Below are 13,904 nucleotides of genomic sequence, written 5' to 3' on the forward strand. Positions count from 1 at the left end.
ACGAAAGATATCACCGTTTGTCAAATATGGCAACTCATTCGCTAAATATTGCGATCCCGAACCCTGCCCAAACGCTATCTCATTGGAAATGAGCACTTCTGCAATCTGGCATGATTGTCGCTTTTCCCCGCAGGGAACGAAACGCTACCAAGGGAGCGGGGAAGAGGGCATGATGCGCACATTCCTGTGGTGGATCAGTCTGGTCGTCGCCGTGGCAGGCCTGTATGCCGCCCGATGGCAGCCCAGCCGGCTTCCGGAGCAACGAGACGGTTTGATCAACGGCATTGGCCACGTGGAAGCAAAGGAATTCGATATCGTCGTGCCGCACGAAGGGGTGTTGGAACACCTTCTCGTGCGGCCGGGCGACACGGTTGCCGCCGGCCAGGTGATCGCCCGCATGGACACGCACCAACTGGAAGTCCGGTTGCGCGAGGTGGGGAGCGATCTGCTCCAAGCACGCACGTTCGTGGAAGGGGCACACATCCAATTGAACTATTGGTTGCAGGGAAAAAAGGCGTCTTCGCGCCAAAGCCTGCCGCAACCCGTGGGAGGCGGCGGAACGGACGCTTCCCGGCAACACGCCGAAAAGATGGCGTCCTCTCTCGACGAGGCCGTGGTGCGGCATCCGGGCGATGCCCGCCTTCCAGCCACTGCGAGCGAGCAGCGACTGCACGACATCAACCATGCCAGGACGAACAAAGCCGTGCGGGAAACAACGGTCATGCGCATGAGATCGCAGCTTTTTGAAGCGCAGGCACGCGTCATTGCCCTCGAGACCGTCATCGGCCGCCTGCAAGCCGCCATCGATGCCTGTGCGCTCAGGGCGCCGGGCCCCGGTCGCGTCCTCCAACGGTACGCGAAGGATGGCGACGGGATGACGCGGGGGAGCCGGGTGCTCCGCCTGCTGGATCTGCGGGAGGTCACCTTGGCCTTTTCCCTGCCCGCGCACGCCGCGCACAGATTGACCATCGGTGCCGAGGCCCGGCTGGTGCTCGACCTGCCCACGCCCACCGTTTTTCCGGCGCAGATAGCATCGATTGCCGCACACGCTCACCAGTGCACGGGGGCCGTCTGCTCCGTCCACCATCAGCCGGATGTCGCCGTGAAAGCAAAAATAGCCCCGGAAGTGCTGAAATTCTACGCCGGAGAGAGCATCGGCGGCCTCACCGGCACAGTGTATGCGCGACCTGATCCGGATTCCCCATGGCCGGAAGCGCTGCGCGTGGATTATCAGGCCATGCTGGGTGCCAACAACAAGCTCCGTCATATTTTCCAAAACAATTCCAAAAGGTAAAGGGACATATCCATGAAACAGTTGCACAAACCGGCATCGGTTTTTCTCCCCATGCTTCTTGCCCTGCTCCTCCTGAACGCCTGCAAGCAGGAGCAAGCCACGGCCCTCGCGCCACCCGCCGTGGAGGTCGAAGTGGTGACCATCAGGCCCCAGCCGGTCAACCTGGTGGTGGAACTGCCCGGCCGGACCGCGGCGTACCGCATCGCCGAAGTCAGGCCGCAGGTTGGCGGCATCATCAAGAAACGACTGTTCACCGAAGGCAGCGAGGTCAAGGCCGGCCAACTGCTCTATCAGATCGATCCGGACACCTACCAGGCCAAGTTCGACAGCGCCAAGGCCACGCTGGCGCGGGCCGAGGCCCTGGAGTACTCCGCCCGGCTCAAGGCGCAGCGCTACAAGACCCTGGTGCAGACCAAGGCGGTGAGCGAACAGGATCAGGTGGAAATGGACGCCACCTGGAAACAGACGGTGGCCGACGTCGCCGCCGCCAAGGCCGCCCTCGACAGCGCCCGCATCAATCTCGACTACACCCGGGTCACCGCGCCGATCAGCGGCCGCATCGGCAAGTCGGCCGTAACCGAGGGAGCCCTGGTCACGGCCGAGCAGGCCACCGCCCTGGCGACCATCCAGCAGCTCGATCCCCTCTACGTGGACCTCAACCAGTCCAGCATCGAACTCCTGAACCTGAGGAAAGAGCTGTCCGCCGGGCAAAAGCACAACCGCGACACCTCGCAGCCGGTCAAGGTCCTGCTCGAGGACGGCTCGGAATACGGCCAGACCGGTATGCTCGAATTCTCCGACGTGACCGTCAACCAGACCACCGGCACGGTGATCCTCCGGGCGATCGTGGCCAATGCCGACCATGAGCTGCTGCCGGGCATGTTTGTGCGGGCGCGGATCGACAAGGGGCAGGTGCCCAACGGCATCCTGGTACCGGCCGCCAGCGTCAGCCGCGACAGAAAGGGCCAGGCCATGGTGATGCTGGTCAACGACCAATCCATCGTGGAAGCGCGCCTCATCCAGGCCGGCCAGAACATGGGCGACCAGATTTTGGTGAGCGAGGGGCTGGCCGACGGCGAGCAACTGATCGTCTCCGGCCTGCAGAAGATCAAGGCCGGCGTCCCGGTCAAGGCCGTGGCCGCCTCGACGCCCGACCGCAAACAATCCGCAACCGACGCCACCGCATCGATTGCCAAAACGGAGTAACCCATGGCTCGTTTTTTCATCGATCGACCCATTTTTGCCTGGGTCATCGCCCTCGTCATCATGCTGGCCGGCGGCCTGGCGGTCATCAACCTGCCGATCGCCCAGTACCCGGAGATCGCTCCGCCGGAAGTGACCATCACCACCAAGTATCCCGGCGCCTCGGCCAAGACCATCGAGGACAGCGTCACCCAGATCATCGAACAGAACATGACCGGGCTCGACCATTTCATCTACATGAAATCCGAGAGCTCCAATTCGGGCGACGTGACCATCACCCTCACCTTCGAGGCCGGCACCGATCCCGACATCGCCCAAGTGCAGGTGCAGAACAAGCTGCAGCAGGCGCTCAGCCTCCTGCCGCAGGAGGTGCAGCGGGAAGGGGTGCAGGTCACCAAGTCCAACTCGACCTTCCTGATGGTGGTCAGCCTGATCACCACCGACGGCAGCATGGACCAGATCGACCTGAGCGATTTCATGGTCTCCACCCTGCGCGACCCCCTAAGCCGCGTCACCGGCGTGGGCAGCATCCAGATCTTTGGTTCCCAGTACTCCATGCGCATCTGGCTCGACCCCCATAAACTCAACAGCTACCAGTTGACGCCCATCGATGTCCGCACGGCCATCGAGGCGCAGAACAGCCAGGTGGCCGTGGGCAACCTCGGCGGCACGCCGTCCGTCGCCGGGCAGCAGGTAAGCGCCAGCATGATGGCCCAGACCATGATGAGTTCGCCGGAGCAGTTTGCCCAGATCCTGCTGAAGGTGAACAGCGACGGCTCCCAGATCAGGCTCAAGGACGTGGCCCGGGTGGAGATCGGCGGCGAAGATTACAACACCGTCGCCACCTACAACGGCCACAAGACCGGCGGCATGGCCATCATGCTCGCCACCGGTGCCAACGCCCTGGAAACCGCCAAGGCGGTCCGGGCCAAGCTGGCAGAATTGCAACCCTATTTTCCGGCGGGCGTGGAGGTGGTCTATCCCTACGACACCACGCCCTTCATCAGTATCTCGATCGAGGAGGTGGCCCACACCCTGGTGGAGGCCATCATCCTGGTCGTGTTCATCATGTATTTGTTCCTGCAGAACTTCCGCGCCACCCTCATCCCGACCATCGCCGTGCCCGTGGTCCTGCTCGGCACCTTCGGGGTCATGGCCGCCTTCGGCTTCTCCATCAACACCCTGACCATGTTCGGCCTGGTACTGGCCATCGGCCTGCTGGTCGACGACGCCATCGTGGTGGTGGAGAACGTCGAGCGGATCATGAGCGAGGAGGGTCTGTCGCCGCTGGAGGCCACCCGCAAGTCCATGGACCAGATCACCGGCGCCCTGATCGGCATCGCCCTGGTGCTGTCGGCGGTCTTCGTGCCCATGGCCTTTTTCGGCGGCTCCACCGGCGCCATCTACCGGCAGTTCTCCCTGACCATCGTCTCGGCCATGGCCCTGTCGGTCATCGTGGCCCTCATCCTCACCCCGGCCCTGTGCGCCACCATTCTCAAACCGGTGAACAAAGAAGCGCACGGGCAGAAACGCGGCTTCTTCGGCTGGTTCAACCGCAGCTTCGAACGCGGCGCCGATACCTATCGCGACACGGTCGCCTACGTGCTCAAGCGCACCGGCCGCTTCGGCCTGATCTATCTCGTGCTCATCGGCGGCATGATCTTCCTGTTCGCCAAGCTGCCGACCTCGTTCCTGCCCGAGGAGGACCAGGGCGTGTTCTTCACCCTGGTGCAACTGCCCACCGGCGCCACCCAGGAACGCACCCAGAAGGTTCTCGACCAAGTGCGGGAGTACTATCTGAACGAGGAAAAGGAAAACATCGAATCCGTGCTCACCGTGGCCGGGTTCAGCTTTGCCGGCAGCGGCCAGAACATGGGCATCGCCTTCGTCAAGCTCAAGGACTGGCGTGAACGAAAACGACCCGATCAGGGCGTGAAGGCGATCCTCGGCCGGGCCATGGGCCCCTTCTCGCAGAACAAGGACGCCATGGTCTTCCCCTTCAACCTGCCGGCCATCACTTCCCTGGGCACCTCCACCGGCTTCGACTTTTTCCTCCAGGACCGCGCCGGGCTGGGGCACGAGAAACTGATCGAGGCCCGCGACATGCTGCTCGGCCTGGCCGCCCAGAATCCCAACCTGACCCGGGTCCGTCCCAACGGCATGGAGGACACGCCGCAGTACAACCTGGACATCGACTTTGAAAAGGCCATGGCCTTCGGCGTCTCGGTGGATTCGATCAACACCACCCTGGCAACGGCCTGGGGCTCCTACTATGTGAACGATTTCATCAACAACGGCCGCATCAAGAAGGTCTACCTCCAGGCCGACGCCCCCTACCGCATGCAGCCGGAGGATGTCGCTTACTGGTACGTGCGCAACGACAGCGGCGAAATGGTGCCGTTCAGCAGCATCGCCACCGGCCACTGGAGCTTCGGTTCGCCCCGTCTGGAACGGTTCAACGGCAACCCGGCGGTGGAGATCGTCGGCGAGGCGGCGCCCGGCAGGTCGAGCGGCGAGGCCATGGCCCTCGTCGGCCAACTGGTGGCGCAGCTCCCCACCGGCATCGGCTACGAGTGGACCGGCGCCTCCTTCCAGGAGGCCCAGGCCGGATCGCAGGCCCCGGCCCTGTACGCCATCTCGCTCATCGTCGTCTTTCTCTGTCTGGCGGCGCTGTACGAGAGCTGGTCCGTGCCGTTCTCGGTCATGCTCGCCGTGCCGCTCGGCGTGCTCGGCGCCCTGGCCGCCGCCTCTCTCCGCGGCATGGAGAACGACGTCTATTTCCAGGTCGGCCTGCTGACCACCATCGGACTGTCGGCGAAGAACGCCATCCTGATCGTCGAGTTCGCCAAGCGGCGCCACGACAAGGGCCGCGACCTGATCGAGGCGACGATCAAGGCCTGCCGCCTGCGGCTCCGGCCGATCATCATGACCTCGCTTGCCTTCATGCTGGGCGTGCTGCCGCTGGCGATCAGCACCGGCGCCGGCGCCAACAGCCGGCACGCCATCGGCACCGGCGTGCTGGGCGGCATGCTGTCGGCGACCGTGCTGGCCATTGTCTTCATCCCGCTCTTTTTCGTGATGGTCACCCGTCTGTCCCAAACCCGCCGGGTCGCGGCGATCGACGCCGCACCGGTCCAGGAGTCCTGATATGTTCGCTTCTTCAAGAAAATCCCTGGCTGCCGGAGCCCTGCTGTTCGCGTTCGGCGGCTGTACTTTGGCGCCGTCCTATCAGCGGCCGGATCTGCCGGTGGCCGAAAACCTGTCGGTTGCGGGCGAGCAGCGCAGTGCGTCGACCGCTCCCCGGGAGGCGGTCATTGACGCCGAACTCGGCTGGCGCGACTTTTTCGTCGATGCCCAACTGCAACAGCTCATCCAGGCCGCGCTGGCCAACAATCGGGATCTGCGCGAATCGGCCCTGACCATCGAGGCCTACCAGGCCCAATACCGCATTCAGCGCGCCGCTCTCTTCCCTTCCCTTGCCGGCGAGGGATACGGCAGCAAGCAGCGCACCCTGAGCGGCGACAACTATGTGACCGCGGAGACCTATTCGGCCTCGATGGGCGTCACCGCCTACGAACTCGATTTCTTCGGCCGGGTCAGAAGCCTCAAGGACAAGGCCCTGGAACAGTACCTGGCCATGGAGGAGACCTATCGGAGCAACCGGATCAGCCTGGTGGCCGAGGTCAGCATCGCCTACCTGACCTGGCTCGCCGACCGGGAACTGTTGGCCATCACCGAGGATACGAAAAACATCGAGCAGGAATCCTTCGACCTGATCGAACAGCGGGCCCGGGAAGGACTCGCCACCCAGTTGGATCTCGCCCAGGCGCGCACCAGTCTGGAAACGGCCAAGGCCAACCTGGCGCGGTATCAGCGCCAGGTCGCCCAAGACCTCAACAGCCTGACCCTGCTGACCGGGGCGCCGCTGCCGGCGAGTTTCACCGAAAAAAAACCGCTGGGCGAGCAGATGGCGTTGTCCGCCGTGCCGCCGCAACTGTCGTCGCAGGTGCTGCTGCAACGGCCGGACATCGTCGCCGCCGAACACGAACTCAAGGGCGCCCATGCCCAGATCGGGGCGGCCAGGGCCGCCTTTTTCCCCGCCATCAGCCTGACCGCCAATGCCGGCAAGATCAGCGGCGACCTGTCCGATCTCTTCGATTCCGGTACCGGCAGCTGGCTGTTCTCCCCATCGGTCAGCCTGCCGATCTTCACGGCCGGGCGATTGGCCGCCGAACTGGATGTGGCCAAGATCAGCAGGGAGATCACGGTAGCCCGCTATGAAAAGGCGATCCAGACCGCTTTCCGCGAGGTGGCCGACGCCCTGGTCGCCAGCGAAACCTACCGGGAACAACTGGTGGCCCAGAAGGCCAACCTGGTGGCCAATCAAGAGTACTACGCCCTGGCCAGGAACCGCTACCAGCACGGGCTCGACAGCTTTCTCACTCTCCTGGACGCCCAGCGCTCCCTTTACAGCGCCCGCCAGAACTACCTGAACCTGCAACTGGCCCAGCAGGTCAACCAGGTGACGGTCTACAAAACCCTGGGCGGTGGCTGGAAGGAACGGCGCCAATCAGTCTCCGCTCTGGAGTAGCTCTACGAAATCGGAGCAGAGAACGGGCGGGCTGGAGCAGTCATCCTGAATGTCGCCAGAAAGCAGGAGGAAAGAACCATGTCCCGCAAGACAAAAAACGAGGCGCAGAAAACGCGCACAATCATTCTCGACGCAGCCACGCACATCCTGCTCATGCGCGGAATCGCACAGACGCATCTCGCCGATATCGCCCGTGAGGCGAAAATGACGAGAGGGGCGATCTACTGGCACTTTGCAAACAAGGCCAATCTGCTGCGTACGCTTTGGGAAGACTTGGTCGATAAAAACGACTTTTTGTTCCAGGTGGCCGACAGCAGCGAATGCGACCCCCTGGGTTCTTTGGTGGCACAACTCCATATCTTCCTCAGGAAGATGCCTGAAAATGCCCGACGGCAACAGCTCTTCTCCCTTTTCGTCGAGGAGAGCGGTCGGCCAAACCATAACTATTCATTTCAGTTCGACAGAAAAACATTTCAGTTGGGAAGGATTCAAAAAATCGAATCCCTGCTCAATGACGCCATTGACCAGAAACAGCTCCCGTCAAGCATTGACACCCGCCTGACAGCGATAGCGATCATCTCCTATGTCGACAACTATATCCCACAATGTCGCCAGTTGATGACCGAACTCGATATACGATTGAATATATCCTTCATGGTGAATGGATTGATGCACCTGATTCGTTTTGGATGTTTTTATCATGATTATTCGAGGAATTAAAAGAAAACACCGCACATGCGCACCTATGAACGAGCATACTGTCTTGAGAGCCGGCTCTTCACCGTCTCGAAAAACGCGGACGGTTTTCCCGTGCACACCATAGTGTTTTCATCGCATCAATCCGAGGAGGCGGTCAATGGCGCATTGCGGGGTGACGGCATAAGCTCCGGCGCATTCCTCGGCAGATTCGTCGCCCCGGATCAGATAGAACTCTTTTTTCAGTGGTTCGACCGCACATCGTCATTTGTGATTTCCGGAAGGTTATGGGGATTTATATGCGGAAACCCATCGGAGGGATTACAATTGTTTCTCAACTGGCATTTCGCTCGCGGCAGCACGAGATATGGCGCCGTGAGTTATACCGAACTGAAACAACCGGACGGCGTGGATGTGCCATGTAACCACGAACGGGTTTGATCCGGTGGGACGGAGGCCGTGATGACTCAGAGCATGACGAAATGGGTGCAATGGACCGGATGTGTGGCCCTGGTCGCCGGCGTTTTCTTCTTCTGGCGGTATCTGCAACCTGAAAAACTGGGGGAAGACTTTTCGAGCGGAAACGGCAGAATCGAGGCGACCGAGATCGACATCGCCACCAAGACAGCCGGCCGCATCGAAGCGATTTTTGCCGACGAGGGCGATTTTGTCAGCAAGGGGCAGGTGCTCGCACGCATGGATACGCAACAACTGGAGGCACAGCGCCGCGAGGCGGAAGCGCAATTGCAACAGGCGCGGTATGCGGTGGAAACGGCACAGAGCCAGGTGAATCAGAAAGTAAGCGAAAAAGCAGCCGCCCTGGCGGTATTGGCCCAGCGGAAGGCAGAGCTGGAGACATTGCGCAAGCGCCTCGAACGCGCCGAGGTCTTGTCGAAAAAGGGAGCGAGTTCGATACAGGACCTGGATGACAGCCGTGCCCGCTTTCTCAGCGGCCAGGCCGCCATCAGTGCCGCCGAAGCCCAGATAGCCGCTGCCGAGGCGGCGGTTTCAACGGCCAAGTCGCAGCTCCTTGGCAGCCATACCGTGGTCATGGCAATCCAGGCCACGATCGACCGGCTGCAAGCCGATATAAACGACTGTGTCCTCAAGGCGCCGTGCGGCGGCCGCGTCCAATACCGGGTATCCCAGCCGGGAGAAGTGCTGAACAGTGGCGGCAAGGTTCTCAACATGGTCGACCTGTCGGATGTCTACATGACGTTTTTCCTGCCAACCGCAGTGGTGGGAAAGCTGGGGCTCGGTTCGGAAGCCCGCCTGGTCCTCGATGCGGCCCCGCAATACGTCATTCCGGCGCGCATCTCCTTTGTGGCCGATGTCGCCCAGTTTACGCCCAAGACCGTTGAAACGGCCAGCGAACGGCAAAAACTGATGTTCCGGGTCAAGGCCAGGCTCGAGCCTGAATTGCTGAAAAAACACATTACCCAGGTCAAGACGGGACTGCCCGGCATGGCCTATGTCCGGCTGGACCAGCAGGTTGACTGGCCGCCCCACTTGCAGGTGCAACTCCCGGAAACACCGGCGCGGCAATGAACCGGTACACCGATGCTTCCGTCGCCCGCTTGCGCGGAGTGAGTTTGCGCTACGGTGCGACCCTGGGTTTGAACGATGTGACCCTCGATGTGCCGTCGGGATGCATGGCCGGCCTGATCGGACCGGACGGGGTCGGCAAGTCGAGCCTCTTTTCCCTGGTGGCGGGTGCCCATGTCATCCAGACCGGCCGGGTTGAAGTGTTGGGCGGCGACATGCGCATGCGCCGCCACCGTGAAACAGTTTGTCCGCGCATCGCCTATATGCCGCAGGGGCTGGGGAAAAATCTGTATCCAACCCTGTCGGTTTTCGAGAACATCGATTTTTTCGGCCGTTTGTTTGGCCAGGGAGCGGCGGAGCGGCGAGCACGGATCGACCACCTCGTAGCGAGCACCGGGCTGGCGCCGTTTTGCGATCGGCCCGCCGGCAAGCTTTCCGGCGGCATGAAGCAGAAACTCGGGCTCTGCTGCGCCTTGATCCACGATCCCGACCTGCTGATTCTCGACGAACCGACCACCGGGGTCGACCCGCTGTCCAGGGTGCAGTTCTGGAACCTGATCGAACGGATTCGCGCCTCCAGACCGGGGATGAGCGTGCTGGTGGCGACCGCCTACATGGAAGAGGCCGCCCGGTTCGACTGGCTTGCCGTCATGGATTCCGGCCGGGTGCTTGCAATCGGGACGCCCGCCAGTTTGCTGGAACGGACCGGGACCGGATCGCTGGAAAAGGCCTTTATCGCCCTGCTGCCGGAGGAACGCCGCAAGGAACACCAACCGGTGGCGATCATCCCCAAGGCAACGGACGATTCCGCGGAAGTTGCCATCGAGGCCCGGGACCTGACCATGCGGTTCGGCGATTTTGTCGCGGTCGACCGGGTCAATTTCCGGATTACCGGCGGCGAAATCTTCGGCTTTCTCGGCTCGAACGGCTGCGGCAAAACCACCACCATGAAGATGCTGACCGGCCTGCTTCCGGCCAGTTCAGGGCAGGCCAGCCTCTTCGGCCACCCCGTGAATCCCGAGGATATCGAAACCAGGCGGCGGGTCGGCTACATGACCCAGGCATTCTCGCTCTATTCCGAGTTGACGGTGGAGCAGAACCTGGTGCTCCACGCCCGCCTGTTTGGCGTGCCGGCGGAGCTGATTGCCGATCGGATCGACGAAATGGCGGAACGGTTCGGCTTGACCGATGTCATGGCCGCGCTACCCGACAACCTGCCGCTTGGCCAACGGCAGCGACTGTCCCTGGCCGTGGCCATGATCCACAAACCGGAGATCCTGATTCTCGACGAGCCGACCTCGGGGGTCGATCCCATTGCCCGCGACGGCTTCTGGCGGATCATGATCGATCTCGCCCGACGGGATGGCGTCACCATTTTCATCTCCACCCACTTCATGAACGAGGCCGAACGGTGCGACCGGATCTCCCTGATGCACGAGGGCAAGGTGCTGGTCAGCGGCCGCCCTGCGGACCTGGTCGCCGAACGGGACACAACAACGCTGGAACAGGCCTTTATCGGCTACCTGCAGGAGGCGGGTGCGCGGGGCGATCAAAGCGGGACAGAACGCGGCGAAGGGTTCCACCCTCCTCCCTTGGCCGACACCTCCTCTGATTGCCCCGGCGTACCGCATCGGCGTTTCAGCCTTGCCCGGCTCTTGAGTTACACCCGGCGCGAGGCCATGGAACTGCGCCGCGACCCGATCCGCGCCACGCTGGCGCTCCTGGGCAGCGTCATCCTGATGGTGGTCATGGGCTACGGCATCAGCATGGATGTGGAAGATCTGGCTTTTGCGGTCCTGGACCGGGACCAAAGCACAACCAGCCGGGAATACATCCTCAATCTGTCGGGTTCCCGTTATTTCATCGAGCGGCCGCCGATTACCGATTACCAGGACCTGGACCGACGCATGCGCTCGGGAGAACTGAGCCTCGCCATTGAAATGCCACCGGGATTCGGCCGCGATCTGGCGCGCGGCCGCCAACCGGCCATCGGCGTCTGGATCGACGGGTCAAACCCGCAACGGGCCGAAACCATTCAAGGATATGTCAGCGGCATGCACAGTCTGTGGCTATCCGACCAGACGACCCACCGGTCCTCATCCGCATCCGACCGCACATCGGCACACATTGAAACCCGTTACCGCTACAACCCCGATGTCAAGAGCCTGGTCGCCATGGTCCCGGCGGTCATCCCCCTCCTGCTGATCATGATTCCGGCCGTGCTCACCGCGCTCAGCGTCGTCCGGGAGAAGGAACTCGGCTCCATCGTCAACCTGTACGTCACCCCGGTGACCAAGCTGGAGTTCCTGCTGGGCAAACAGTTGCCGTACATGGGGTTGGCCATGGTCAATTTCTGCCTGCTGGCCTTGCTGGCGGTGTTTCTGTTCCGGGTGCCGATCAAGGGCGATCTCGCCTCCCTGTGCCTGGCGGCCTTGCTGTATGTCACGGCCGCCACGGCGCTGGGCCTCCTGGTTTCCACATTCATGCGCAGCCAGGTCGCTGCGCTTTTTGGGACAGCCATCTTCACCATCCTGCCTTCGGTCAATTTCTCCGGCATGACCAATCCCGTCTCGTCGCTGGAAGGAGCGGGGCACCTGATCGGCCAGATGTATCCCACCGCGCATTTCCTCGTCATCACCCGGGGCATCTTCTCCAAATCCCTGGGATTCGCCGATCTCCAGAAAGAGTTTCTCGCCCTCGCCCTCACCATTGTCGTCCTGTTGACGTTGTGCACGTTGCTTCTCAGAAAACAGGAGGCCTGACCATGCGCATCGCCAATGTTGTCCGTCTGGGAAACAAGGAACTGTATTGCCTGATCAGGGACCCGATTCTGCTCTTCTTGATCGTCTACGCCTTCACCGTGGGCGTGTACGCCTCCGCCATCGCCATGCCGGATTCCCTGAACAGGGCGCCGGTCGCCATTGTCGATGAAGACGATTCGCCGCTGTCGGCGCGTATCGCCGCAGCCTTTTATCCTCCCCATTTCCTCCACCCCGTGATGATCAACCACCAGGAGATGGATGCCCGCATGGATGCCGGGCTGGACACCTTTGCCATCAACATCCCTCCTGATTTTCAGCGCGACCTCCTGGCCGGCCGTTCCCCGACCATCCAGCTCAACGTCGATGCCACTCGGATGAGCCAGGCATTCACCGGCAACAACTACATCCAATCCATCATCAACGACGAGGTGGCCGAATTTGTCCGCCGTTATCGGGGAGAGACCGCGACAGCGGCTTCCCTGGCCCTCCGTGCCCGCTTCAATCCTGCCCTGACCCAATCCTGGTTCGGTGCGGTCATGGAGGTGATCAACAATGTGACCATGCTTTCCATTATCCTGACTGGGGCTTCTCTGATCCGCGAACGGGAGCACAGCACGGTCGAGCATCTTCTGGCCATGCCGGTCACCCCCCTGGAGATCATGATCAGCAAAAGTTGGTCGATGGGGCTCGTGGTCCTGATCACCAGCGCCCTGAGCCTGACCGTCGTGGTTCAGGGGATGCTGGCGGTGGCCGTCGAGGGTTCCCTGCTGCTGTTTTTCATCGGTGCCGGCTTGCATCTTTTCGCCACCACCTCCATGGGCATCTTCCTGGGCACGGTGGCCCGTTCCATGCCTCAATTCGGCCTGCTGATGATGCTGGTGCTGCTCCCTCTCCAAATGCTGTCCGGCGGTGTCACTCCGCGGGAAAGCATGCCTGTCATTGTCCAAAACGTGATGCAACTGGCTCCGACCACTCATTTTGTCGCTCTGGCGCAAACCATCTTGTACCGTGGAGGAGGCATCGAGGTCGTCTGGCTCGACTTCCTCAAGTTACTCCTTATCGGCACTCTTCTTTTTGTGCTGGCTCTTGTCCGTTTTCGCAAGACGATATCATTAATGGCCTGAACAACAGACCGAGGTCATAAATGCATGGAGCATGCATGAAAACTGCACAGAAACACTATGTTGGAAAAAACGACAAGATAACAATCCGATGCCTTGCCTGCAAAAGAATCCGGACTATTGCGCTCGCAGACCTCAGATTCACACGATACTTCATCAACATGATTCCACTCTTCGAATCGATGAAGAACTGATCGTCACCTTTACACTTGGATCTTTCCAGCATTGCGAAATCGAAGCAATTGTGCAAAGGCAAGCACATCGATTCCAAGATGCATATCAGCCCGCACCCCTTGGGCCGACAGCCGACAAACACCCCCCGGGCGGTCACGTTTTTTTTGCGGTAGCAGGATCAGCTCGGAGGCTTCGCTGGTGTTTAGTGATTATCCACAAATAAATTGCTCGCAATTTTCCTGCCACCAGCTAATATCCGTTGAAACCAAGCAACGGGGGGAGAAATGGCACGCATCAAAACCTGGGAAATTTCGGATGCATTCTGGGCGATCGTTGAACCGTTGATCCCCACAGATCTGCGAGAAGCCGGAAAAGAATATACTCGTAAGCCGGGCGGCGGCCGAAAGCCGAAGTATTCGAACCGACTCTTTTTCTCCGCAATAGTGTACGTCCTGAGGACAGGAATCATCTGGAACGCCTTGCCGCGTGAGAAATTTGAAGGCGTCAGTTCTGCTATG

10 protein-coding genes are annotated in these 13,904 nt (G+C 61.2%); all 10 read left to right on the plus strand.

Going from position 1 to position 13,904, the window contains the following annotated elements:
- The first annotated feature begins 169 nt into the window (after positions 1 to 169).
- On the plus strand, positions 170 to 1,294 hold the full coding sequence (locus Q362_RS0112840) for an HlyD family secretion protein (RefSeq protein ID WP_028319021.1): 1,125 nt from the start codon (positions 170 to 172) through the stop codon (positions 1,292 to 1,294).
- Between the two features lie 12 nt (positions 1,295 to 1,306).
- Positions 1,307 to 2,500, plus strand: coding sequence for an efflux RND transporter periplasmic adaptor subunit (locus tag Q362_RS0112845; protein WP_028319022.1), 1,194 nt, complete (start codon positions 1,307 to 1,309; stop codon positions 2,498 to 2,500).
- 3 nt (positions 2,501 to 2,503) lie between these two features.
- Complete coding sequence (locus tag Q362_RS0112850; RefSeq protein WP_028319023.1) at positions 2,504 to 5,644, plus strand: efflux RND transporter permease subunit; 3,141 nt, start codon at positions 2,504 to 2,506, stop codon at positions 5,642 to 5,644.
- A 1-nt stretch (position 5,645) separates the two neighbouring features.
- On the plus strand, positions 5,646 to 7,088 hold the full coding sequence (locus Q362_RS0112855) for an efflux transporter outer membrane subunit (RefSeq protein WP_051554266.1): 1,443 nt from the start codon (positions 5,646 to 5,648) through the stop codon (positions 7,086 to 7,088).
- Between the two features lie 78 nt (positions 7,089 to 7,166).
- Entirely contained in the window at positions 7,167 to 7,808 is a 642-nt protein-coding gene (locus Q362_RS0112860) for a TetR family transcriptional regulator (protein ID WP_028319025.1), read from the plus strand.
- Between the two features lie 15 nt (positions 7,809 to 7,823).
- Positions 7,824 to 8,225, plus strand: coding sequence for an avidin-fold protein (locus Q362_RS23655; RefSeq protein WP_028319026.1), 402 nt, complete (start codon positions 7,824 to 7,826; stop codon positions 8,223 to 8,225).
- A 21-nt stretch (positions 8,226 to 8,246) separates the two neighbouring features.
- On the plus strand, positions 8,247 to 9,332 hold the full coding sequence (locus Q362_RS0112870) for an HlyD family secretion protein (RefSeq protein WP_028319027.1): 1,086 nt from the start codon (positions 8,247 to 8,249) through the stop codon (positions 9,330 to 9,332).
- Entirely contained in the window at positions 9,329 to 12,091 is a 2,763-nt protein-coding gene (rbbA, locus tag Q362_RS0112875; RefSeq protein ID WP_028319028.1) for a ribosome-associated ATPase/putative transporter RbbA, read from the plus strand. Before Q362_RS0112870 ends, rbbA begins: the two co-directional genes overlap by 4 nt.
- Before the next feature lie 2 nt (positions 12,092 to 12,093).
- Complete coding sequence (locus Q362_RS0112880) at positions 12,094 to 13,215, plus strand: ABC transporter permease (protein ID WP_028319029.1); 1,122 nt, start codon at positions 12,094 to 12,096, stop codon at positions 13,213 to 13,215.
- A 455-nt stretch (positions 13,216 to 13,670) separates the two neighbouring features.
- Positions 13,671 to 13,904 (plus strand): transposase (locus tag Q362_RS22885; RefSeq protein WP_028319031.1); only part of this gene is annotated, 234 nt, incomplete at its 3' end.

The sequence above is a fragment of the Desulfobulbus elongatus DSM 2908 genome, assembly GCF_000621145.1.
GTDB lineage: Bacteria > Desulfobacterota > Desulfobulbia > Desulfobulbales > Desulfobulbaceae > Desulfobulbus > Desulfobulbus elongatus.